Below are 21,682 nucleotides of genomic sequence, written 5' to 3'. Positions count from 1 at the left end.
GACGCTGTTCCTGGGCCTGCTTGCTGCCGCCTATCTGCTAGGCGAGGTGGCCAAGGGTGACTTCAGCATCAATCTCAACACGGTCATCTTGATCTTCTTCACCCTGGGCCTGCTGTTGCACCGCAGCGCGGCGGCCTACCTGGGCGCGGTAGAGAAGGCGGTGGGCGCCGCCCGCGGGATCATCGTGCAGTTCCCGCTCTACGCCGGCATCGCCGGGATGATGACCCATGCCGATCTAGTCACCCAGTTCTCCGAGGCGATCATCTCGATGGCCTCCCGCGAGACCTTCCCGCTGTGGACCTTTCTCTCCGCCGGGGCGGTCAACTTCTTCATCCCCTCCGGGGGTGGCCAGTGGGCGATCCAGGGGCCGATCATGATGAAGGCGGCCTACGCCCTCGGCGCCGATCCCGCGCGCACCATCATGGCGTTCACCTGGGGCGATGGCTGGACCAACCAGATCCAACCGTTCTGGGCGCTGCCGCTGCTCGGCGTGGCCGGGCTCTCGGCCCGCGACATCATGGGCTATCTGTTGATCTGGCTGGTGATCTCGGGCGTTGCCATTGCGGGGACGTTCGTCGCCCTGGCCACGTTCACCTAGACACTGTCCGATAATTGCCTGGGCGCACTCGAACCAAGGAGCCTCGTCATGCCTTTCGTCACGCTCGACGGCCGCACCGTCGCCTATCGTCTGCTCGGTGGCGACACCCAGCCGCTGCTGCTGCTGGCCCATCCGCTGGGAATGAGCCAGGCGGTGTGGGACAGCGTCATCACCCCGCTGACCCGGCGCTTTCGCGTGCTCACCTGGGATCTGCCGGGACACGGAGCCAGTGAGGCATGGCCCGCGGCGCGGGGCGAGATCACCCCGGCGACGCTGGCCGCCGAGGCCTTGGCCCTGGCCGATCTCGCCGGGGCCGAGCGCTTCCACTTCGCCGGCACCTCGATCGGCGGTGTGATCGGCCAGCAGCTGCTGAGCGCGCATCCCGAGCGCCTGTTGTCGGCGACCCTGACCAACACCGGCGCGGTCATCGGCAGCGCCGAGATGTGGCAGACCCGCGCCAACCGGGTGCGCCGCGAGGGGCTGGCGGTGATGAGTGCGGAGATCGTGCCGCGCTGGTTCGCGCCGGCGCGCACCGAGGCCGACCCGGCCCTGGCCGCCGGCTGGCGGGTGGCGATGTCGCGCAATGAGGCCGAGTCCTACGCACTGCTGTGCGAGATGCTCGGCCGCCACACCTTCGTCGGGCGTCTGGGCGCCAACGCCGGTGAGGCGACACGGGCGGTACCGCTCACGCTGATCGGCGGCAGCGAGGATGGCGCCACGCCACCGTCGACCCTCGCCGCGCTGGCCGAGGAGTGTGGTGCCGAGGCCCCGACGATTCTCGAGGGCGTGGGCCATGTGCCCTCGCTGGAGGCGCCGGCGCGCCTGGTAGAGCTGCTGCTGGCGCGGCTGTCACTGTCGCCGGCGGTGGCCGAGCAGGGCGTCGATCTTGCCACCGGGCTGGAGACGCGCCGAGCGGTGCTCGGCGCCGACCACGTCGCCCGTGCCACCCAGCAGTCGACCTCACTCGACCGGCCGTTCCAGCAGATGATCTCGCGACTGGCTTGGGGAGAGCTGTGGACCAACCCGGATCTCGATCATCGCGAGCGCAGCATGATCACCACCGCGATTCTTGCCGCGCTGGGGCGCGAGGAGCTGACGCTGCATCTCAAGACCGCCAGACGGATCGGCCTGAGCGAGGCCGAACTGCGCCAGGTGCTGATGCACGTGGCGGTCTACGCCGGGGTGCCGGCGGCCAATCACGCCTTCTCGCTGGCCAAGCAGCTGGGATGGGGAGAGGAGAGCGAGTGAGAGCATCAGCTCTCACTGAGTTCGCAAGACGAACTAACGTTCGTCTAATGGACGAAGTGCGGCTGGCCCGCAAAGATATCAGTCGATATTAGAAACCGCCGGATAACAGGGACTCGACCATGAACCGCATCTTCGCTCGCACCGTTCTTGCACTCTCGGTAGCTGGAGCGGCCGCTGCCGCCCAAGCCGACACCACGCTTCGCATGTCGCATTTCTGGCCAGGTGGTTCGGCCATCAACCAGCAGATCTTCGAGAAATGGGCCAAGGCCATCGAAGAGGAGTCGGGCGGCTCGCTGAAGGTTCAGAACTTCCCCTCACAGACCTTGAGCCAGGCCGACGAGACCTACGATGCCGCGGTCAATGGCATTGCCGATATCGGCATTACCGCTCAGGGATATACCAACGGTCGCTTCCCGCTCAGCCAGATCGTCGAGCTGCCGGGTGTCGCCGAGTCGGCTCCGCAGGGTGCCTGCGTGTTGCAGACGCTTTACGACGACGGCCAGATCAGCGGCGAGTATGACGATTCCCACGTGCTGTTCATGTTCACCACCGGGCCGGGCTACATCCATACCAAGGAAACCAACGTGCAGAAGCCGGCGGACCTTGAAGGCCTGCGCATCCGCCGACCCACCGCGGTCGCCGGAGACATTCTCGAGAACATGGGCGCTCAGCCGGTGGGTATGCCCGCGCCGGATATCTACACCTCGATGCAGCGTGGCGTGATCGACGGTCTGAGCTTTCCCTGGGAGGGCATGAAAGGCTTCCGCCTCAACGAGCTATCCCGCTATCACACCCAGGTGCCGTTCTACACGCTGATCTTCGTCGCCACCATGAACAAGAACACCTACGAGTCGCTGACCCCTGAACAGCAGCAAGTGATCGACGACAACTCGGGAATGAAATGGGCGGACAAGGCCGGTCGGGTGTTTGCCGCTGAAGACAGGGCGGGTAAGCAGCAGGCCGAAGAGGCCGGCGATACCATTCGCGTGGTCGACAACCCGCTTGACGACCCCGTTTGGCAGAAGCCGCTCGAGGATGGCATCGACGGCTATTTGAGCGATCTCGAATCGCGTGGTCGCGATCAGGCGCGTGACGTCTACCAGGCCGCGCAGGATGCAAGCCAGGCCTGCGCGCAATAATTCGGAGCCCGATTCATGCATGCGCTTTTGCGGTTCAGCCGTTGGCTGGAAGTCTTTTCGCGGCTCATCGCCGGCATCGCCCTGATCGGCCTGTTGGGTGTCACGGTGGTCGACGTGGCGTTGCGCTATCTCTACCGCTTGAGCGACGGGGCCTTCTCGCTGAGCGTGGTGGGTAGCGTGGAGCTGGTCAGTTACCTGATGCTGTTCGCGCTGTTGGCGGCGATGGCCGCCAATGTCGAGAAGAGCCAGGTGGTGGTGGAGGCTTTCAGCCACAGCTTGCGCGATTCCCTCAAGGCGCGCATCGCCGGCGTTTACCTGCTGGGCTTCGTGGTACTGGGGCTGGTTTTGGCGTTTGGGTTATGGGATGCGGCGGCCAGCGCTGCCTCTCACGGCGAGACTACCCAGGACCTGCGCCTGCCGATGGCGCCGATCTATGCCATCGCTTCGGGGTTGTGTGTATTGCTCAGCGTGCGTTGCCTGCTCCACGCCGCGCTCGGGGCGGTATTTGCCCACCAAGTGGAGAGCGTCGAATGAGTAGTGAAATGATCGGCGCCCTGGGCCTCGGGTTGCTGCTGGTACTGATGGTGCTACGCGTTCCAGTGGCATTGTGCATGCTGATCGTCGGCGTCGGCGGCTTTGCTCAGGTGATCTCCTGGGGCGCGGCGCTGTCGATGGTAAAGTCGGTGCCGGTCGAGGTGCTGTCTAACTACAGCTTCAGCGCGATCCCTATGTTCATTCTGATGGGGGTGCTGGCGGCGCATTCCGGCATGGCCGGCAAGCTGTTCAATTCCGTACGGGTGATCTGCGGGGGCTGGAAGGGCGGCCTGGCAATCGCCGCGGTGGGCTCGTGCGGTATCTTCTCGGCGATTTCCGGATCGTCACTGGCCACCGCCAGCACCATGACCCGCGTCGCGCTGCCGGAAATGGAGCGTCATGGTTACAACCGCGGTCTGGCCACCGGGGCGCTGGCCGCAGGCGGCACGCTGGGGATCATGATCCCGCCGAGCATCGCGCTGTTGATCTACGCCATTCTTACCGAGCAGTCGGTGGGCGACATGTTCATGGCCGGGCTGATTCCCGGGCTGATGGGGCTTTTATTCTACGCCCTGACGGTGACCGTGGTGGTGCACCTCAGGCCCTCGCTGGCGGCGTCGGGCGAACGCACCTCGTGGCTCGAGAAGTTCGCCTCGCTGGCCGGACTGCTGCCGTTTTTTGGCGTGTTCCTGGTGATCATTCTGGGCATCTACTTCGGGCTGTTCACGCCCACCGAGGGCGCCAGTGTCGGGGCTTTCGTCACGTTACTCTATGCCCTTCTCAAGGGACTGCGTGGCAGAGAGCTATGGGCCGCGGTACAGGAGACGCTGGCGCTATCGACGGTGGTGTTTTTCATGCTGGTGGGCGCCGATACGCTGGGCTATTTCATCTCGGTGTCCCGGATATCGTTCTCGATCAGCGACTTCATTTTCGGCCTCTCGTTGTCGCCGGTAGTGGTTCTGCTGTGCATCCTGCTGCTGTATTTCGTGCTGGGCATGTTCATGGATTCGATCGCCATGCTGGTGATCACTGTGCCGGTGGTCTATCCGATCATCCAGGCGCTGGGCATAGACCCGATCTGGTTCGGCATCGTCACCGTGCTCACCGTGGAGCTCGGCCTGATCACCCCGCCGGTAGGCATGAACGTGTTCGTGATCAAGGCGATGGCCCCGCATGTGGGGTTGGGTGAGATATTTCGCGGCGTGGCGCCGTTCATCGTCTCGGACTTCGTGCGCTTGGCGCTGCTGATCATCTTTCCGGCGCTGAGCCTCTTCTGGTTGACGCCGTGAAGCTGCCGGATTCCAGGAAGCAAGCTCGTGTACCGCCGGGACCAGGTTGTCCGGCTAACCAGTTCAAACATGCTTTAAGAGTTGGAGATTTCCATGTCCCGCAACGATAACAAGCGCTATGTGCCGCGCGACCGTAACTGGCATCCGCCCGCCCATGCGCCGGGCTACAAGACCACGGTGGCCCGCTCGCCGAGGCAGACCCTGGTCAGCCTGCTGTCACCCACGGTCTCCGAGCGCGCCGGTCCCGACTTCACCCGCTTGCGCATGGGCCCGCACGACAACGACCTGCTGCTCAACTTTCGTGAAGACCCCGCGTTGGCGGGATCGGCCGGCTTGCCCATCGGCGAGCGCGTGATCATGTTCGGCCGCGTGGTCGATCAGTTCGGCAAGCCGGTGCCCCACACGCTGGTCGAAATGTGGCAGGCCAACGCTGGCGGCCGCTACCGTCACAAGAAGGACCGCTACCTCGCCCCGCTCGACCCCAACTTCGGTGGGGTCGGTCGCTGCCTGACCGACGAGTCGGGCTGGTATCGCTTCCGCACCGTCAAGCCCGGCCCCTATCCCTGGCCCAACGATGTCAACAGCTGGCGCCCGGCCCATATCCACGTCTCGGTGATGGGGCCCTCGATCTCCACCCGCTTGGTCACGCAGATGTACTTCGAGGGCGATCCGCTGATCCCGCTGTGCCCGATCGTCAACACGCTGCGCGATCCGGAAGCGGTCGAGACCATGATCGGCCGACTCGACATGGCCAACAGCCGCAGCATGGACTGTCTCGCCTACCGCTTCGACCTGGTGGTGCGCGGCGAGCTGCAGACCTACTTCGAGAATCAGGGTTAAGGAGCCAGCCATGCATCAGCCCAACACACGCCCGCTCACCCAGTCGCTGCTCAAGGAGACGGCCTCCCAGACCGCCGGCCCCTACGTCCATATCGGCCTGGCGCTGGATATCGCCGGTCTGCCGCCGCGGGAAGAGGAGATCTGGAACCGGCTCGCCAGCGACGATGCCAGGGGGGAGCGTATCGAACTGGTGGGGCGGGTCATCGACGGCAATGGCGACACCGTGCGCGATGCGCTGCTCGAAGCGTGGCAGGCCGACGCCGATGGCGAGTATCAGTGTCGGTTCGATCTCCAGGCGCCCTTCAACAGCTTCGGGCGCACCGCCGCCACGGTGGAGAACGACGGCGAGTGGACCTTCTCGACCGTCAAGCCGGGCGCAGTCGCGCTGCCGGACGGGCGGAAGATGGCACCGCACGTCAACCTGGCGGTCTTCGCCCGGGGCGTCAACGTTCAGCTCCATACCCGGCTCTACTTCGACGACGAGCGCGATGCCAACGACGCCTGCCCGATTCTCAACTCGGTCGAGTCCCCGACCCGGCGCCGGACCCTGATCGCGACCCGCGAGGAGGCCGGCGAACAGCGGCGCTACCGATTCGACATCCGGCTGCAGGGCGAGGGCGAGACGGTGTTCTTCGATTTTTGAGCCCGCTTCGCTCTGCGCTACCTCACCCGGGCCGCTCGCCGTCGAGCGGCTTTCTCGTTGGGTTGGGCGAGGCTCAGTCGCTTCCCCGCTGCCGAAATGCCTTTGGCGTCATGCCGGTGCCGCGCTTGAAGAAGCGGGTGAAGTAGGTGGGCTCGGAGAATCCCAGCCGCTCGCTGACCTGGGCGATGCTCTGCTGGGTGTAGGTGAGCTGGCGTTTGGCTTCGAGTAGCAGCCGGGCATGCAGGAGCTGGAGCGCGCTGTGACCGGTGAGGCGGCGACAGAGATCGTTGAGATGAGCGTCGCTGATGCCGAGCTCGGCGGCCAGCTCGGGAATGGCGGGCTGCCGTGTAAAACGCGTCTCGATCAGCGTCTGGTAGCGGTCGAGATGCTGCTCGCCGCGGTCGTGCCCGGTGCGAGGAAAACGACGCCGCCGTCTGGCGCGGCGCCACAGCTGGATCGTCACCGCCTCGATCAGCGCCTGCAACATGGCTTCGCGGCCGTCGTGACCTCCCGCCGGCGTGCGTCGGTACTCGGCGTCCAGCGCGTCGACCAACTGGGCCAGGGGCGTCGATTCGGCCTGTTCGGCCAGGGGGTAATGGGCGGCGTCATCCAGGACCTCGGCCTGGGGCAGCCGCTCGCGCAGGTGCTCCACCAGCGGCCGGGCGAGCGTAACGATATGCCCCTGGGTCTGCGGCGAGAAGCGAAACCCGTGGACCACGGTCGCTGGCACGCAAATCGTCGCCGGGGCGTCGAGCGCCGCCTCCATCTCCCCCAGTCGCAGCGCGACCTCGCCCTCCCGCAGCAGCAGTAGGTGCATCAGGTCGGCGTGGCGATGGGGGCGGATATGCCAGGCGTGGAGCCGGCTACGTTCGGCAATGGTTTCGCAGTGCAGCAGGTCCGGGGTTGGCCAGTGACGGGTTTCGCCGTAGAGCTGATAGGTGGGGATGGGCATGAGGGCGCCGGCTCGCGGATGGATCGGATAAGACTAAAGTCATTGCCGTATCCATGAAAATTAACATTCCGGCTGTGAATCTTATCTTATACCGCGCTCTCCGGTGGCGAAGAATGGTGGCGAAAAATGACATTCGGCAAGGTCTTTCGGCCACCTTCGAGGGAGACGCCTCATGCAGACATCCGTGGCGATCATCGGCGCCGGCCCCGCCGGCCTGCTGCTGGGACAGCTACTGCACCGCCAGGGCATCGACAACGTCATCGTCGAGCGCCGCCCGGCGGCCTACGTGCTGGGTCGCATCCGCGCCGGCGTGCTGGAGCAGGGCATGGTCGATCTGCTCCGGGAAGCCGGCGTCGGCACGCGCCTGGACGCCGAGGGCATCCCCCACGACGGCTTCGAGCTGGCACTGGGCGAGCGCCGCGTGCGTATCGATCTGGCCGCGCTGACCGGCGGCAGGCGCGTCACCATCTACGGCCAGACCGAAGTCACCCGTGACCTGATGGCCGCGCGCCAGGCGGCCGGACTGACCACGCTCTACGAATCCGAGGATGTCAGGCTGCATGGGCTCGACAGCGAGTCGCCCGCCCTCACCTTTACTCACAACGGCGACTCGATGCGGCTGAGCTGCGATTACATTGCCGGTTGCGACGGTTTCCATGGCGTCTCGCGCCAATCGATTCCCGCCGCCCGTCTCCAGACATTCGAGCGCGACTACCCGTTCGGCTGGCTGGGGCTGCTGTCGGACACGCCGCCGGTGCACGACGAACTGATCTACTCGAGCCATGAACGCGGATTCGCGCTTTGCAGCATGCGCTCCCGTGAACGCAGCCGCTACTACCTGCAGGTGCCGGCGGGAGAGCGGATCGAGGCGTGGTCGGACGACCGCTTCTGGGAGGAGTTGTCGCGGCGCTTGCCGTCGGACGTGGCCGGGAAACTGGTCACCGGGCCATCGCTGGAGAAGAGCATCGCACCGCTGCACAGTTTCGTCGCCGAGCCGATGCAGCACGGGCGACTGTTCCTGGCGGGGGACGCCGCCCATATCGTGCCGCCCACCGGCGCCAAGGGGCTCAACCTGGCCGCCAGCGACGTCGGCGTGCTCCAGCGGCTGCTTACCGCCATCTACCACCAGGGGCGTACCGACCTGATCCCGCGTTATTCGCAGACCTGCCTGCGCCGGGTCTGGAAGGCCGAGCGTTTCTCCTGGTGGATGACCCGCAATCTGCACCGCTTTGCCGACGCCGCCGATTTCGACGAGCGCATCCGGCAGGCCGAGTTCGATTACTTTCTCGGCTCCCGGGCCGGGTTGACGACCATTGCCGAGAACTACGTGGGATTGCCCTATGAAATCCTGGCATGACCGGATGATGACGAAGCGGCGACTCCGACGGTGCTTGAAACGAGCCGGAGCGCGCTACCAGCGCTGGCTCGAACGGTATGCAAGGGACGCCGATCTCGAGTCGCTTTTCTGGCTCTGATCGGCCCCGCGGCTTGCGCTCGTCACGGACGCTGCCAACCGATCACCTCCAGCGCTCGCTGCCGGTTGGCTTCTGTGGCCTGGCTGAGCAGGCTCCCGCCCACGCATAGCGCCAGATTGAGCAGCAGCCCCCACAATCCGCTGTAGACGCCCAGCGGGCGGTAGCCGGCGAATGTGAAGACGGCGGCCAGTACGGTGCCGGCGAGCATGCCGACGAACACCGCCTGGGTATTGAGCCGGCTCCAGTAGAGGCCGAGGATCAGCGCCGGCGCGGTCTGGATCAGCACCTCGAACTTGAGCACGAAGATCTGATAGAGCGTGCCCGGCGGATACCAGGCGATCAGCACCAGCACGACGACGGCGGCCACGCCGACCAGCTTGCCCACCAGGATCTTGCGCGACTCATCGGCGTCAGGAGCGATGTAGCGCCCGTAGAGATCGTTGGAGACGATCGACGAGAACGTCAGCAGCACCGAATCGGCGGTGGACACGATGGCCGCGATCACGCCGCCGAACAGCAGCACCATCGCCCAGTAGAAGAAGGCGTTCTGATTGGCCAGCGCATTGGCCATCATCCCCACCAGCTGTTCGGACTCCGCGGTGGTCAGGTCGGGGAAGGCGGCGATGCCGATGATTCCGACCATGAACACCACCCCGGCGGTCAGAAACGGCATGTAGGCCATGCGGATGAAGGAGCGCTTGAGCGTGCGCTCGCTGCGCGCCGCGAAAATTCGCTGGAAAGCGTGTGGATAGATCGCCGCGCCGATACCCACCAGCACCAGCAGGCAGAACCAGGTGGTCAGGCCTCCTCCGGTTGGTGCGCCCAGTTTCTCCGGCGCCTCGGCGATCATCGTCTCGGCTGCCGTGGGCAGCCCGCCGAGGTAGATCAACGAGCCGATCAGCAGGGTGAACACGCCGAACAGCAGAGCGATGCCCTGGATCGTATCGGTGTAGGCCACCGAGCGCATGCCACCCAGCCAGCTGTAGGCGACCATGATCACGATGAAGAACACCACCCCGACCTGATAGGGGATCGTGCCGCCGGTAAGACCGGATACGCCCTGGCCGATGGCGACGAACTGCTCCAGCAGATAGTTGCCGAGGCCGTAGAGCATCAGAATCGCCGCCAGGATGGTGACCTTCTTCGAGCGGAAGCGCAGATCGATCCAGTCCACCGGCGTCAACAGGTTGAAGCGTCGGCCCAGCGCATAGAGCCTGGGCGCGAACAGCAGGTAGACCATGATGATCATGATGAAGAACGGCACCGACACCAGGTATTGATAGCCGAGCCGATAGGCCGTTGGGGGGTAGCCGACCACGGTGTTGCCGCTGTATTGCGTCGCGAAAAAGGTGAAGAACAGCACCATCACGCCAAGGCCGCGCCCGCCCAGATAGTACTCGTCGAGACTTTCCCGAACCTTGCGATTGCGCAGGAACGCGTAGATACCCACGGCGAGCATCAGACCGCCGTAGAGCATCAGCACCAGAATGCCGGACCATCCGCTGAAGGCCAGTTCCACTTCCATGGTCACTACTCCTCGTCTTCATCGGCGCCGGTTTCCCACTGCGTCTTCACCACCCAGGTGATGAAGATCGACAACGCCAGCGAGGCGAGCAGGATGATCAGAGCCCAGTAGGGAACGCCGAAGAACAGCGGCGACCAGGAGCCGGCGGGGAAATACCAGGGATTGATCAGGGCGAACAGAATGACGAAGCCGATCCAGACCAGCGGCTTCTTGACCGGTTCACTGATTCTTCTTTTCATCAAGGCACCTCGATGGCGACACGAATTCGGCGCAAAGCGGCCAAAAAATGTCGCGACGGCAAATGGGAGACTATAGCCAGCCCCGGTGACGGCTGGCCATTACCGGTTGGCAAAGCGAGGCTTCGTCTATGGCGAAGAACCGCGACATTGGTCGTAATGGCCTCCGGGGCAGGGAATAGCCACCGCTCGGGTGCCCGAAGGCGTCATGCCTCTCGCTTTCGCAGCATCCAGGCCGCGCCGAGAGCGGAGAGCAGGCAGCCGGCGGCCAGGTAGATGGCGACCGGCGTCCAGCTGCCGCCATAGAGATCCACCAGCGCGGCGGCGATGAACGGGGTGAAGCCGCCACCGATCACGCTGGCGACCTGGTAGCCGACCCCGGCACCACTGTAGCGGTAGGCGGTCCCGAACAGCTCGGCGAAGATAGGCTGCTGCACGCTGACCACCATGTCGTGGGCGAGATTGGCCAGGGCCACGGCGAACACCACGATCCACAGGATCGAACCGGCCTGGAGCGCCATGAAGAACGGGAAGGCGGCCAGCACGCCGACGATGGCGCCGGTGATGTAGACCCGTCGCCGCCCCAGCGTGTCGGCGAGGAGTGCGAACAGCGGAATGGTGACGCAACTGACCGCGCCGACCAGCAGCCCGATATGCAGGAACAGATCGCGGGAGAGATCGAGATAGCCGGTGGAGTAACTCAGCGCGAAGGTGGTCACGATATACATCGTGAACAGCTCGGCCAGGCGCATGGCGATGATGGTGACGAAAGCCCCGGGATGGCGTTTGAGCGCCTCGAGGATCGGCGGCCTGGCCGGCTTGCGGTCACCGTGTTCGACCGCGGCGACGAATTCCGGCGACTCCTCGAGGCTCGAACGGATCTTCAGCGCCACCAGCACCAGTACCACGCTGAACAGAAACGGCAGACGCCAGCCCCAGGCGGTGAAGTCGGCATCGCTCAGCCAGTAGCTGAGCAGCGACACGCTGCCGGTAGCCAGGATCAGGCCCACGCCGTAACCCACCTGGACGCCGCTGGAGTAGAACGCGCGACGACCTTTCGGCGCGCTCTCCACCGCCATCAGGGCGGCGCCGCCCCACTCCCCGCCGACGGCGAAACCCTGCACCGCGCGCAGCGTTACCAGCAGGATCGGCGCCCAAACGCCGATCTGGGCATAGGTCGGCAGCAGGCCGATCAGCGCCGTGGCGCCGCCCATCAGGATCACCGTCAGGATCAGCATGCGCTTGCGACCCAGGCGGTCGCCGTAATGACCGAATACCAGCCCGCCGAGCGGGCGAAACAGGAAGCCGACGCCGAAGGTGGCCAGCGCCGCCAGGGTGCCGGCGGCCGGACTGACGTTGGGAAAGAACTGCGAGTTGAAGACCAGCGCGGCGACGATGCCGTAGAGCAGGAAGTCGTACCAGTCAACCACGGCGCCGACGAAGCTGCCGATGGCGGCACGTCGGGCCTGGCTGGTCGAGTGGGCGGGGGCGGCGGTCGTGGCGGGCGTGCTCATCCGTAACTCTCGGTGGTCGGTGTCTTGTGATCGAGGCGCTTGCAGGCGCGGCGACGTGGCGGCGGCATATCTTACGGCATTGCGCTGCCGGACACAGACCCCTGCGCTGGATCGCCCCCTCGGCCCGACGCCTCTACGGTTCCGGCGGTTCCAGGATCTGAAGTTCGCGATCCCAGCGGCGCAGGAAGGCCTGGCGGCGCAGTGGATCGACGAACGCCAGCAGCGTGGCGTTGATCGGGATCGGGTAGAGGTGATCGCCAACCTGGTCGCGCAGCCGCTGTGCGGTGTAGGGGCCGATGACATCGTCACGCACGCTGAACAGCGGCGTCTGGCCGGCCAGGATGTGCTGGCCCCGCTGGCTCAGCAGGAAACTGACGAAGCGCTTGGCCACCTCCGGATGTGGCGCGTCGCGATGGACGAACGCCATCCGCATCATTACCAGCGAGTAGTCGTTGGGGACCTGAACGATGATGTCGGGATGGGTCTGGGCCCACACCATGGCATAGGAGCCCAGCAGGTTGTAGCCGAGCCAGTAGCGGCCGTCGCTGAGTCCTTCCAGCATGCGCTGGGTGGTGGCTTCGAGGTCGACGTTGGCGGCGCCCATGGCGGCGATCAGGTCCCAGGCGCGGGGCGTGTAGCGCGCATCCTGCTGGAACAGGGTGTAGCCCACCCCGCTCTTGCGTGGCGAATAACTGACCACGCGGCCGTCGAGCCACTGGCGGTAGCGAGTCAGCAGGTCGAGCAGGTCGCGGTGGGTCTCCGGCGGCGGCATGTGCGAGGCGAGCTCGAGCCGGTAGGCCATCACCACCGGTTCGAAGGTGAAGCCGAACACCTCGTTGCGCCATTTGGCCCACGCCGGCCACTGGTCGGCCTCCGGGGCGTCGAGGGGCTGGGCCATCCCGTCGTTGCTGAGCGCCAGCTGCCACGGCATCGCCGAGCTGATCACCACGTCCGGTGGCGATTCGGGATCCCGGGCCCGCCGGTCGACCTCCAGCGTGGAGCGATCACGGTAGTCGAGGTCGATCTGCGGGTTCTCGGCAGCGAAGGCGGCCAGCACCGGCTCGACGATCTGCCGGTCCAGTGCCGCTTCGATGACCAGTCTTTGGTCTCCGCGGGCTGCGCCGCTGCTGCCGACACCGAGGCATAGCGACACCAATAGGCCCAGGCCAAAGTGGAGGCGTCCTGTCATCCTGCGCTCCCCCCGGGTGGCTGACAGCGTGGCAACCTCAGGCAAACCCTGAGCCCGCGAGGCGTGCGATTGGAAACTTGCAGCCGGCTGCCGTGGCGTACGGCGATGGAGTCGGCGATGGCCAGGCCGAGCCCGGACCCGTGGGTGTCCTGGCGATGACCGCGCTCGAACGGTCGGGTCAGGCGGTCGAGGGATTCGGCATCGACGCCGGGACCGTCGTCCTCGATGGCCAGCGTCACCCAGGCATCATCGCCGCGGAGCGCCAGCGTGATCTCGCTGCCCGGCGGCGTGTAGCGGAAAGCGTTGTCGATCAGGTTGTTGAGCAGTTCGCGCAGGGCCCAGCTTTCCCCCTCGACCCAGACCGGGGCCGGTGCCTCGATGGCGAGCCCGAGGTCGTGATCGCGACTGTCCTGGCGATCGGCCCAATCGACGGTGATCTCGCGCATCAGTCGATCCAGTGCCAGCGGCTGACGTTCATGCAATGGCCCCAGATGCTGCAGGCGGGTCAGGCTCAGCATCTGTCCGGCCAGGCGACTGGTACGCCCGGCGCTGTCGTGAACGGTGACCAGGGCCTGGTGCCAGACGCCGGGCTCATTGCTGGTCAGCGCCAGTTCGCTGGTGCTCTGGAGTCCCGCCAGCGGGGTCTTGAGCTGGTGCGAGGCGTCGGCGATGAAGCGCAGTAGCGCGTCGCGATGATGGCGCTGGTCGGCGAACAACCGGTTGAGCGTCTCGACCAGCTCCTGCATCTCCCGCGGCACGTCGAGCATCAACGGACTGTTCTCCTCGGCGCGACGCTCCCTCAGTGCCTGGCGCAGGCGTCGCAGCGGCGCCAGCATGGTGTGCATCGCGATCCCCACCAGGGCCGCAGTGATCAGCACCATTGCGGCGAAGCGGGTCGCGCTCTTGCGGAACAGCTCCCGCGCCAGCAGGTCGCGTCCATGGCGGGTATGCCCCACCCAGAGCTGCACCGGCTCCTGGGTATCCCAGCCGGCGGAGTCCACCTCGCGGCCGCTGAGACGAATCGGCTGGCCGTCGTGGATGGCGTCGAGGTAGACCGGGTGCTGTCGGGCCTCGGCCCGCATCGCAGCGGTGATCGGCAGGTCGGCATTCTGGGTGATCGTGGTGCCGTTGTCCGCCTGCAACCAGTAGAAGACCCGTTCCTGCCAGCGGGTGGCCAGGATCTGCAGCGCCGAGGCGGGCATCTCCAGGGTGGGGTTGCCCTCTGGCCACTGCAGCGATTCGGCGATGGTCAGACTGGCGGCCTCGAGCTGGCCATCCATGGCCCGGTCCGCCGCCTTGCGCGCGCTGGTGTAGGCCTCGATCAGCAGCAGCGTCCCCAATCCGGCGACGATCACCACGAGCCATAGCGTCAGTCGCCGCTTGAGCGAGGTGCGAGGTGGCATCACTCAGGCCGACCCTCCCCGAGTGACTCCCGCGGCTCCTCGAGCCGATAACCCAGGCCGCGTAGCGTCCGAATCGACAGGCCGGAGCCGGCCAGGCGCTTGCGCAGCCGGCTGACGTAGACGTCCAGGGCGTTGGCGCCCACCGCCTCGAAGCCGAACAGCCGGTTCTCCAGGGCTTCGCGCTGCACGATGCGCCCCGCGTTGAGCATCAAGGCTTCCAGCAGGCTGAACTCGCGCCTCGGCAGATCGAGGGCCGCTCCGTCCAGCCAGGCGCTGGCCGAGCGGGTATCCAGCACCAGGCCGCCGAAACGAACGCTGTTGTCGAGCCGTTGCTGGCTGCGGCGCAGCAGGGCGCGTACCCGGGCTTCCAGTTCGGTGATCGAGAACGGCTTGGCGAGATAGTCGTCGGCGCCGAGGTCCAGCCCGCGCACGCGATCCTCGAGGGCGTCCCGCGCGGTGAGAATCATCACCGGCGTCGAGTCGGTATGGGCGCGCATCCACTCGAGCACGTCGAGGCCGTTGCCATCGGGCAGGCCCAGGTCGAGCAGCACCAGATCGAAACGACCCTGGCGCAGTGCCTGGATGGCGTCGTCGATGCGGGCCAGGGCGTCGACGGTATAGCCATGGCGCGTCATCGCCTGGGCCAGCGAGCGCGACAGCAGCGGATCATCCTCGATCACGAGCAGATGCATGGCGATGTCTCGCGTCATCGAATCCCCATGCCTTATGCGACTAATGTCCTATACGACAAAGGTTTAGATGACAGGTTGATGAAAGGTTAGCGCTCTAGCATCGCGCTGTCGGTGGGCAGAGCCGGCCCGAGACCGGTGCCCGCCATGAGCTTTGCGAGCATAACAACCCAGGTAGGAGACGCACAGCATGCCCCAGAATCACATGTCCAAAGCGAAAGGCCTTCAACGCTGGCTGGTCGCCGCCGTTACCGGTAGTGCGCTGCTGGCCGGCGCCGTCCAGGCCCAGGCCAAGCCGCCGGAGTGCATCGCGCCGGCCAAACCGGGGGGCGGTTACGACCTGACCTGCCGTCTGGCGGCCAATGGCCTGCAGGAAGCCAAGTTGATCGACGAGCCGATGATGGTCAGCTACATGCCGGGCGGTATCGGTGCCGTCGCCTACAACCATGTCACCGGCGTGCGCGATGACGATCCCAACCTGATCGTGGCGGCCAGTACCGGCGCGGCGTTGAATCTGGCGCTGGGCAAGTTCGGCATCAAGCACAAGGTCGACGACGTGCGCTGGGTCGGTGCGCTGGGCGTCGACTACGGCGCGGTCGTCGTCCGCAAGGACGCGCCCTGGAACAACCTCGACGAACTGATGAAAGCGCTGAAGAAGGATCCTTCCAGCGTGGTCATCGGTGCCGGCGGCACGGTCGGCAGCCAGGACTGGATGAAGGCGGCGCTGATGGCCAAGGCCGACGACGTCGATCCGCGCAAGCTGCGCTACGTCTCCTTCGAGGGCGGCGGTGAGGCGCTGGCCGCACTGCTGGGTGAACACATCCAGGTCTTCACCGGCGACCTGGCCGAGCTGAAGCCACAGCTCGACAGCGGCGAGATTCGTATTCTGGCGGCCCTCTCCGAAGAGCGCATGGGCGGGCCCTACGCGGACATTCCCACTGCCAAGGAGCAGGGCTACGACGTCGAATGGCCGATCTGGCGCGGTTATTACATGGGTCCGGATGTCAGCGACGAAGAGTACCAGGCGTGGGCCGACCGTCTGAAAGCGCTGAGCGAGACAGAAAGCTTCGCCAAGCTGCGTGAAGGTCGCGGTCTGTTCCCGATGGCCAAGTTCGGTGAAGACTTCCACCAGTACGTGAAAGATCAGGTTGCCGACTTCCAGCAACTGTCCAAAGAAGTGGGTCTGACCCAATGAAACTCGCCGCCGACCGAATCCTGAGCCTGCTGTTACTCGGTCTGGCGGCGTTCGTCGCCGTCCAGGCCTGGCAGTTGGAGGTGCCGTTCAGTTACGACCCGGTCGGGCCGAAAGCCTTTCCGCTGATTCTCGCGGGGCTGCTGGCGGTATTGGCCGTGGTGCTGTTCGTGCGCCCGGGCGCCAGCGGTGAGTGGCCGACCGGCGCGCTGTTGCTGCGCCTGCTCTTCACCATGGCCGTGCTGGGTCTCTATGCGGCGCTGTTCATCAACCTCGGTTTCCTGGTGACGACCGCTCTGGTCAGCATCGTCATCGCTTGGCTGTTCGGTGCCGGGCCGTTGAAAGCGGTCGTCGGCGGCCTGCTGCTGGCGGTGGGCAGTTACCTGCTATTCACCTACGGACTGGGAATCTCGCTGCCGACCGGTAGCTGGATCGAGCCGCTGCTGGGGAGCAATTAAATGTTCGATTTTCTGATCCAGGGCTTCGGTGTCGCGCTGACGCCGCTCAACCTGGGGCTGGCCTTCTTGGGCGCGCTGCTCGGGACGCTGTTCGGTGCCTTGCCGGGTATCGGGCCGATCAACGGTATCGCCATCCTGATGCCGCTGGCCTACACGCTGGGCCTGCCGGCGGAATCCGCGCTCATCCTGCTGGCGGGTATCTACACCGGTTCCGAGTACGGCGGGAGGATGTCGAGCATCCTGCTCAACGTGCCCGGTGATGCCGGCGCGGTCATGACCACGCTGGACGGCCACCCGCTGGCCAAGAAGGGTCTCGCCGGGCCGGCCCTGGGCCTGTCCGCCGTCAGTTCGTTCATCGGGGCGACCGTCGCGATCATCGGCCTGACCCTGTTTGCGCCGCTGCTGGCGATCGTCGCCGTCAAGTTCGGCCCCGCCGAATTCTTCGCGCTGATGATCTTCGCCTTCGCTTCCATGTCCGCCATGATGGGCAAGGATCCACTCAAGACCCTGATCGGTGCGGTGCTCGGCGTGTTGATCTCCACCGTCGGCGTCGACTCCGGCACCGGCGTGCTGCGCTTCACCTTCGACATGCCCGAGCTCTACGACGGCATCGATTTCGTGGTGATGATCATCGGCTTGTTCGCGGTCAGCGAGATCCTGCTGATGCTCGAGCACGCCTTCCGCCACGACCAGGACGGTGAGATGGCGCCGATCGGCCGGGTCATGGTCAAGATGAGCGAAGTGCTGTACTGCAAGTGGGCGATCCTGCGCTCCAGCGTGATCGGCTTCGTCATCGGCGTGCTGCCGGGCACCGGCGCATCCGTCGCCAGCGCCGTGGCCTATACCACCGAAAAGCGCATCAGCGACCACGACAACAGCTTCGGCACCGGCAACATGCGCGGGCTGGCCGCGCCGGAAGCGGCCAACAACGCCTCCGCCGCCGGCTCCTTCGTGCCGATGCTGACGCTGGGCATTCCCGGCTCCGGCACCACCGCGATCCTGCTCGGCGCGCTGATGCTCTACAACATCAATCCCGGCCCGATGATGTTCCGCGAGCAGCCGGTGGTGGTGGGCGGCCTGATCGCGTCGCTCTATATCGGCAACGTCATGCTGCTGCTGCTCAACCTGCCGCTGGCCGGCGTGTTCGCCCGCGTGCTGCAGGTGCCGCGCTGGCTGCTGGTACCGAGCGTGGCGATCCTCGCCTTCGTCGGCGTCTATCAGCTTCACTCCGACCTGATGGCGATCTACCTGATGCTGGTCATCGGCGTGTTCGGCTACCTGCTGCGCAAGTTCGGCTTCTCGCTGGCGCCGGTGGTGCTCGGCTTCGTGCTGGGTGGCTTGATGGAGGAGAACCTGCGCCGGGCGCTGTCGATCAGCGGTGGCGATGCGGGCATCCTGTTCCAATCCAAGCTGTCGATCGGGCTATGGATCGCCGCCGCGCTGGTGGTATTGGTGCCGATGTTCGCCGGCAAGCTCAAGGCGAAATTCCTGCCGGCAGCCAAGGCGTCCTGATACCGGGATGGAGTGATGCGCTGGCAGCATTGGACGGCCCCGCTTTGGTGGGGCCTTTTCAATCCCGCCTGCTATACCAACTCATAAATCAAGTTGGTCGAAATTCCTGTGACGGTGAATATCCGGGCTGTCGAGAAACCGCTGGCCATCACGAGTGTGGTTGTTGATGGTCTACGTGCCTGACTCTGCTTGTTATTACGAGAAAGCTCCCTTTCCCAGAAAGAAATTCCCCCTATGCGATGCGGGGGATAATCTGCCAGATCTCGTTGGCACTTTTATAGGTGGAAATGGCCATGGTGGATATGTTCAAAAGAAAGGTTGGACAGGCAGAATTGAAAAGCATTGCGGTCGAGGCGCTGGAGCGTCTCGGTATCGTGACGGACGAAGCCGAGGACGTGGCTGATGTACTGGTCATGGCTGACATGCTGGGAATCCACACGCATGGCGTGGCTCGCATCATGTCTTATGGAGAGAGGATAAAAGTAGGCGGAATCAACGCCAACCCTCGTATCGAATTACACCAGGCCTATCCCACTGTGGCTACGCTTGACGGGGATAATGCGCTTGGCCCGCTGCTTGGCAAGAGGGCACTCTCCCAATCCATGAAGATGGCATCGGAGTTCGGTATCGGCATGGTTTTCGTCAGGGGCAGCAATCACTTCGGACCTGTCATGCCGTACTCGTTCATGGCCGCCGAGCAGGGTTTCATGAGCTTCATCGCCAGCAACGCCACGACGACCATAGCCCCCTATGGTGGAACTTCTCCAAAGTTGGGCAATAACCCTTTGGGCTTCGGTTTTCCCAATCCTCGAGGAGAGCACTTTCTACTGGACATGGCGTTGAGCACGGTTGCCCGTGCGAAGATTCGATCTGCAAGAGACCGGGGAGAGTCGATTCCGCTCGATTGGGCGGTAGACGCCAGCGGTGTTCCAACGGGTGACCCCAACGAAGCGCTTGCCGGTATGCTGCAGACGATTGGGGGTCATAAGGGCTATGGCCTGGCACTTGCCGTGGACATGCTGGCGGGTGTTCTGTCTGGGGCGGCTTATCTCAATCATGTCAAAGCCTGGGACAAGCAGCCCGACCAGCCTCAGAACTTGGGCCACTTCTTTTTGACTATCAATACTAAAGGATTGGGCGGAGAGGGCTGGCTTGGTGAGAGAATGAATGACTTTTTCGATATCATCCACGATACGCCGGCCATCGACGATGAAAGGCCCGTGCAGTTGCCGGGTGAGAGAGAACTCGTAGCCCTCCGGCATCATCTCGAGCATGGTCTGGATTACGATGCTCAGCAACTGAACGCGCTTCGGGCTTATTAGCCAGGGGCGATAACCGTCTAGAGGGACCGGTGAAACACGACCTTGCCTCGTTGAACATTTTTCTCTGCGTGGCGGAGGAGAAAAGTCTGACACGGGCTTCCGTGAGAGCTCATATTGCCGTCTCCGCGGTCAGCAAGAGGATAGCCGAACTCGAAGGCAGGGTCGGGACGCCCCTGTTCGTGCGCTTTGCGCGAGGTGTGGAATTGACGACGGCGGGAGATGCGCTATTGGTACACGTGCGTCGTGTCTTTGCCAGGATCGAAGAAATGGACGAGGAGCTGGCGAGCTTTTCCGAAGAGATCCGGGGAAATGTCAGGATTTGCGCCACGACCTCCGCCCTCTCGCAGTTTCTACCTTTCGATATCGCGTCTTTTCGGCATAAGTACCCTAAAGTCAATCTGGATATCGAAGGGAGGGTGGGAGGCGCCATCCTTCGTGCCTTGAGAGATGGCGAAGCGGATCTTGGTGTTTTTTCCGTGGGATCCACCCCTCCCGATATCGAAGTTTTCCGGTATCGAACCTATGAGCTGGCGTTGGCGGTTCCCTTGGGGCACTCGTTGGCTAGCGGCTCATCGATACGGTATGACACACTGGCCGAGTATTCGATGGTCGCTCAGCATGCCGATAGCCTGTTGTACGAACACCTGGAAAAAGAGGCTGAAAGCCGCGGGTTCAGATTGAAAGTTGGTGTCCGAGTCAGCAGTTTTGATTGCATGTGCCAACTGGTTGCCTGTCAATATGGTCTGGCAATAATGCCAAGAGAGACCATCGAAGTCTATGCGAAATCCATACCTATCGTTGCGGTCTCCCTGGATGAGGAGTGGGCCGAGCGCGACCTTGTCGTCGGCGTCAAGACCAATCGGTATCTGGACCCCGCGGTTAAGTCTTTAGTGGAACACCTGACGCACTATTGAGTGCTAAGGCGTTGTCTTGTTTTAGTTTTCTGTTCGTGGAAAGACAGGTTTATCTGATAGCGAATTCTCAGGCGGTTTTCGAGTGTTTAGTTTTTCTCTGTCTCCAATGTTTTCGGTGCAGTGACGATCATGTTGGTGCAGATAATTAACTGAGGATTCGACAATGAAGCATGCCATCATTAAAACGTTTCTTATTTTTCCCTTCCTGATTTTCAGCTCACTGACCCTGGCCTACGAGCCGGGTAGCAAAACAGAGTGCATTGCACCAGCGGATCCGGGTGGTGGGTGGGATTTCACCTGTAGAAATGCCGCCAATGTTTTCAAGGAGCTTGGGCTCGTACCGAAGACCATGCAAACCATTAACATGGCAGGGGCGGGTGGTGGCGTCGCCTATGCGCACACCGTGAGCAAGCGCAGTGGCGACGATGATTTGCTCGTTGCGGCTTCCACTTCGACCGTTACTCGCCTCGCTCAAGGTCAGTTCCCGGGTATGGACGCGAGTATGGTGAACTGGCTGGGAGCGATCGGCGCCGACTATGGTGTGATCGCGGTCTCCAAGGATTCCCCCTACCACGACCTCAACGAACTGATGGAGGCGATGAAGAAGGACCCGCGTGCGGTCAAGTTCGCCGGCGGTAGCGCCAACGGCGGGTGGGACCACCTCAAGGTACTGATCGCGGCCAAGGCGGCCGGGGTCCACGGTCTTCCACGTGTCCCCTATCTCTCCTACAACAATGGTGGCGAAGCGCTTACACAACTGGTCGGTGGCCATGTGGGCGCGTTCACCGGTGATATCACCGAGGCTAGGGGATTCTTCGAGTCCGGTGACATCCGCGTGCTGGCGGTGCTCTCCGAGGATCGCCTTCCGGGAGAGTTTTCCACCATCCCCACTGCCAGGGAACAGGGCATCAATGCGATAGGCGCGAACTGGCGCGGCTTCTACATGCCGGCCGATATCGACGACGACGCCAAGCAGTACTGGGTCGATGCCGTCGACAAGCTCTACGCCA

The 21,682-nt window shown here is 64.1% G+C and carries 21 protein-coding genes; 14 read left to right on the top strand and 7 right to left on the bottom strand.

From position 1 onward, the window contains the following. The 7 genes from Q0602_RS05835 to pcaG all read left to right on the top strand — a co-directional run. Window positions 1-598, top strand: a 598-nt coding sequence (locus tag Q0602_RS05835; protein WP_298840221.1) for a TIGR00366 family protein, incomplete at its 5' end; no start/stop codon positions are given. A gap of 48 nt (window positions 599-646) precedes the next feature. Beyond that, complete coding sequence (locus tag Q0602_RS05830; RefSeq protein WP_298840219.1) at window positions 647-1,846, top strand: alpha/beta fold hydrolase; 1,200 nt, start codon at window positions 647-649, stop codon at window positions 1,844-1,846. A gap of 119 nt (window positions 1,847-1,965) precedes the next feature. Next, window positions 1,966-2,985: a TRAP transporter substrate-binding protein gene (locus Q0602_RS05825; RefSeq protein WP_149437186.1), complete on the top strand. Its 1,020-nt coding sequence runs from the start codon at window positions 1,966-1,968 to the stop codon at window positions 2,983-2,985. Between the two features lie 15 nt (window positions 2,986-3,000). After that, window positions 3,001-3,519, top strand: coding sequence for a TRAP transporter small permease (locus Q0602_RS05820; RefSeq protein ID WP_149437188.1), 519 nt, complete (start codon window positions 3,001-3,003; stop codon window positions 3,517-3,519). Beyond that, window positions 3,516-4,808, top strand: a complete 1,293-nt coding sequence (locus Q0602_RS05815; RefSeq protein ID WP_298840213.1) for a TRAP transporter large permease — start codon at window positions 3,516-3,518, stop codon at window positions 4,806-4,808. Before Q0602_RS05820 ends, Q0602_RS05815 begins: the two co-directional genes overlap by 4 nt. Window positions 4,809-4,901: 93 nt before the next feature. After that, complete coding sequence (gene pcaH / locus Q0602_RS05810; RefSeq protein WP_298840210.1) at window positions 4,902-5,648, top strand: protocatechuate 3,4-dioxygenase subunit beta; 747 nt, start codon at window positions 4,902-4,904, stop codon at window positions 5,646-5,648. A 10-nt stretch (window positions 5,649-5,658) separates the two neighbouring features. Beyond that, window positions 5,659-6,291, top strand: a complete 633-nt coding sequence (pcaG, locus tag Q0602_RS05805; RefSeq protein WP_295038975.1) for a protocatechuate 3,4-dioxygenase subunit alpha — start codon at window positions 5,659-5,661, stop codon at window positions 6,289-6,291. Window positions 6,292-6,364: 73 nt separating this feature from the next. On the opposite strand, the gene Q0602_RS05800 is transcribed toward pcaG, so the two are convergent. Continuing rightward, the gene (locus Q0602_RS05800; RefSeq protein ID WP_298840206.1) at window positions 6,365-7,243 is read right to left on the bottom strand and encodes a helix-turn-helix domain-containing protein; all 879 of its coding nucleotides are present in this window, start codon (window positions 7,241-7,243) and stop codon (window positions 6,365-6,367) included. A 172-nt stretch (window positions 7,244-7,415) separates the two neighbouring features. Between Q0602_RS05800 and pobA the strand changes: the two genes are divergently transcribed. Further along, window positions 7,416-8,600 carry a 4-hydroxybenzoate 3-monooxygenase gene (pobA, locus tag Q0602_RS05795; protein ID WP_298840203.1) on the top strand — a complete coding sequence of 395 codons (1,185 nt, stop codon included), beginning with the start codon at window positions 7,416-7,418 and terminating at the stop codon, window positions 8,598-8,600. Between the two features lie 140 nt (window positions 8,601-8,740). On the opposite strand, the gene Q0602_RS05790 is transcribed toward pobA, so the two are convergent. From Q0602_RS05790 to Q0602_RS05765, 6 genes are all read right to left on the bottom strand, one after another. Next, window positions 8,741-10,243 carry a sodium:solute symporter gene (locus Q0602_RS05790; protein WP_298840200.1) on the bottom strand — a complete coding sequence of 501 codons (1,503 nt, stop codon included), beginning with the start codon at window positions 10,241-10,243 and terminating at the stop codon, window positions 8,741-8,743. A 5-nt stretch (window positions 10,244-10,248) separates the two neighbouring features. Further along, on the bottom strand, window positions 10,249-10,482 hold the full coding sequence (locus tag Q0602_RS05785) for a hypothetical protein (RefSeq protein WP_298840197.1): 234 nt from the start codon (window positions 10,480-10,482) through the stop codon (window positions 10,249-10,251). Between the two features lie 203 nt (window positions 10,483-10,685). Further along, entirely contained in the window at window positions 10,686-11,993 is a 1,308-nt protein-coding gene (shiA, locus tag Q0602_RS05780) for a shikimate transporter (protein ID WP_295038966.1), read from the bottom strand. Between the two features lie 133 nt (window positions 11,994-12,126). After that, window positions 12,127-13,182 (bottom strand): ABC transporter substrate-binding protein, encoded by a 1,056-nt coding sequence (locus tag Q0602_RS05775; RefSeq protein WP_298840194.1) that lies wholly within the window; start codon window positions 13,180-13,182, stop codon window positions 12,127-12,129. Beyond that, on the bottom strand, window positions 13,179-14,585 hold the full coding sequence (locus tag Q0602_RS05770) for a sensor histidine kinase (RefSeq protein WP_298840191.1): 1,407 nt from the start codon (window positions 14,583-14,585) through the stop codon (window positions 13,179-13,181). Before Q0602_RS05770 ends, Q0602_RS05775 begins: the two co-directional genes overlap by 4 nt. After that, a complete protein-coding gene (locus Q0602_RS05765) occupies window positions 14,585-15,295 on the bottom strand; it encodes a response regulator transcription factor (RefSeq protein ID WP_298840188.1) in 711 nt (236 codons plus the stop codon). Before Q0602_RS05765 ends, Q0602_RS05770 begins: the two co-directional genes overlap by 1 nt. A gap of 169 nt (window positions 15,296-15,464) precedes the next feature. On the opposite strand from Q0602_RS05765, the gene Q0602_RS05760 reads away from it, so the two are divergent. From Q0602_RS05760 to Q0602_RS05735, 6 genes are all read left to right on the top strand, one after another. Next, complete coding sequence (locus Q0602_RS05760) at window positions 15,465-16,469, top strand: tripartite tricarboxylate transporter substrate binding protein (RefSeq protein WP_298840183.1); 1,005 nt, start codon at window positions 15,465-15,467, stop codon at window positions 16,467-16,469. After that, window positions 16,466-16,924, top strand: coding sequence for a tripartite tricarboxylate transporter TctB family protein (locus tag Q0602_RS05755; protein WP_295038957.1), 459 nt, complete (start codon window positions 16,466-16,468; stop codon window positions 16,922-16,924). The genes Q0602_RS05760 and Q0602_RS05755 overlap by 4 nt, the downstream gene beginning before the upstream one ends. After that, complete coding sequence (locus Q0602_RS05750) at window positions 16,925-18,436, top strand: tripartite tricarboxylate transporter permease (RefSeq protein ID WP_298840179.1); 1,512 nt, start codon at window positions 16,925-16,927, stop codon at window positions 18,434-18,436. Between the two features lie 293 nt (window positions 18,437-18,729). Further along, window positions 18,730-19,758 carry an Ldh family oxidoreductase gene (locus Q0602_RS05745; protein ID WP_298840175.1) on the top strand — a complete coding sequence of 343 codons (1,029 nt, stop codon included), beginning with the start codon at window positions 18,730-18,732 and terminating at the stop codon, window positions 19,756-19,758. A 29-nt stretch (window positions 19,759-19,787) separates the two neighbouring features. Then, window positions 19,788-20,672 carry a LysR family transcriptional regulator gene (locus Q0602_RS05740; protein ID WP_298840172.1) on the top strand — a complete coding sequence of 295 codons (885 nt, stop codon included), beginning with the start codon at window positions 19,788-19,790 and terminating at the stop codon, window positions 20,670-20,672. 163 nt (window positions 20,673-20,835) lie between these two features. After that, window positions 20,836-21,682 (top strand): tripartite tricarboxylate transporter substrate binding protein (locus tag Q0602_RS05735; RefSeq protein WP_298840169.1); only part of this gene is annotated, 847 nt, incomplete at its 3' end.

The sequence above is a fragment of the uncultured Salinicola sp. genome (assembly GCF_937921195.1).
Taxonomy (GTDB): Bacteria; Pseudomonadota; Gammaproteobacteria; order Pseudomonadales; family Halomonadaceae; genus Salinicola.
This window is presented reverse-complemented; position numbering and strand designations above follow the sequence as displayed.

What these genes read in the sequence shown, in the direction of transcription:
- Q0602_RS05830 (WP_298840219.1), top strand. Translation starts at nt 647, where the DNA reads ATGCCTTTCGTCACGCTCGACGGCCGCACCGTCGCCTATCGTCTGCTC.
- Q0602_RS05825 (WP_149437186.1), top strand. Translation starts at nt 1,966, where the DNA reads ATGAACCGCATCTTCGCTCGCACCGTTCTTGCACTCTCGGTAGCTGGA.
- Q0602_RS05820 (WP_149437188.1), top strand. Translation starts at nt 3,001, where the DNA reads ATGCATGCGCTTTTGCGGTTCAGCCGTTGGCTGGAAGTCTTTTCGCGG.
- Q0602_RS05815 (WP_298840213.1), top strand. Translation starts at nt 3,516, where the DNA reads ATGAGTAGTGAAATGATCGGCGCCCTGGGCCTCGGGTTGCTGCTGGTA.
- pcaH (WP_298840210.1), top strand. Translation starts at nt 4,902, where the DNA reads ATGTCCCGCAACGATAACAAGCGCTATGTGCCGCGCGACCGTAACTGG.
- pcaG (WP_295038975.1), top strand. Translation starts at nt 5,659, where the DNA reads ATGCATCAGCCCAACACACGCCCGCTCACCCAGTCGCTGCTCAAGGAG.
- Q0602_RS05800 (WP_298840206.1), bottom strand. Translation starts at nt 7,243, where the DNA reads ATGCCCATCCCCACCTATCAGCTCTACGGCGAAACCCGTCACTGGCCA.
- pobA (WP_298840203.1), top strand. Translation starts at nt 7,416, where the DNA reads ATGCAGACATCCGTGGCGATCATCGGCGCCGGCCCCGCCGGCCTGCTG.
- Q0602_RS05790 (WP_298840200.1), bottom strand. Translation starts at nt 10,243, where the DNA reads ATGGAAGTGGAACTGGCCTTCAGCGGATGGTCCGGCATTCTGGTGCTG.
- Q0602_RS05785 (WP_298840197.1), bottom strand. Translation starts at nt 10,482, where the DNA reads ATGAAAAGAAGAATCAGTGAACCGGTCAAGAAGCCGCTGGTCTGGATC.
- shiA (WP_295038966.1), bottom strand. Translation starts at nt 11,993, where the DNA reads ATGAGCACGCCCGCCACGACCGCCGCCCCCGCCCACTCGACCAGCCAG.
- Q0602_RS05775 (WP_298840194.1), bottom strand. Translation starts at nt 13,182, where the DNA reads ATGACAGGACGCCTCCACTTTGGCCTGGGCCTATTGGTGTCGCTATGC.
- Q0602_RS05770 (WP_298840191.1), bottom strand. Translation starts at nt 14,585, where the DNA reads ATGCCACCTCGCACCTCGCTCAAGCGGCGACTGACGCTATGGCTCGTG.
- Q0602_RS05765 (WP_298840188.1), bottom strand. Translation starts at nt 15,295, where the DNA reads ATGACGCGAGACATCGCCATGCATCTGCTCGTGATCGAGGATGATCCG.
- Q0602_RS05760 (WP_298840183.1), top strand. Translation starts at nt 15,465, where the DNA reads ATGCCCCAGAATCACATGTCCAAAGCGAAAGGCCTTCAACGCTGGCTG.
- Q0602_RS05755 (WP_295038957.1), top strand. Translation starts at nt 16,466, where the DNA reads ATGAAACTCGCCGCCGACCGAATCCTGAGCCTGCTGTTACTCGGTCTG.
- Q0602_RS05750 (WP_298840179.1), top strand. Translation starts at nt 16,925, where the DNA reads ATGTTCGATTTTCTGATCCAGGGCTTCGGTGTCGCGCTGACGCCGCTC.
- Q0602_RS05745 (WP_298840175.1), top strand. Translation starts at nt 18,730, where the DNA reads ATGGTGGATATGTTCAAAAGAAAGGTTGGACAGGCAGAATTGAAAAGC.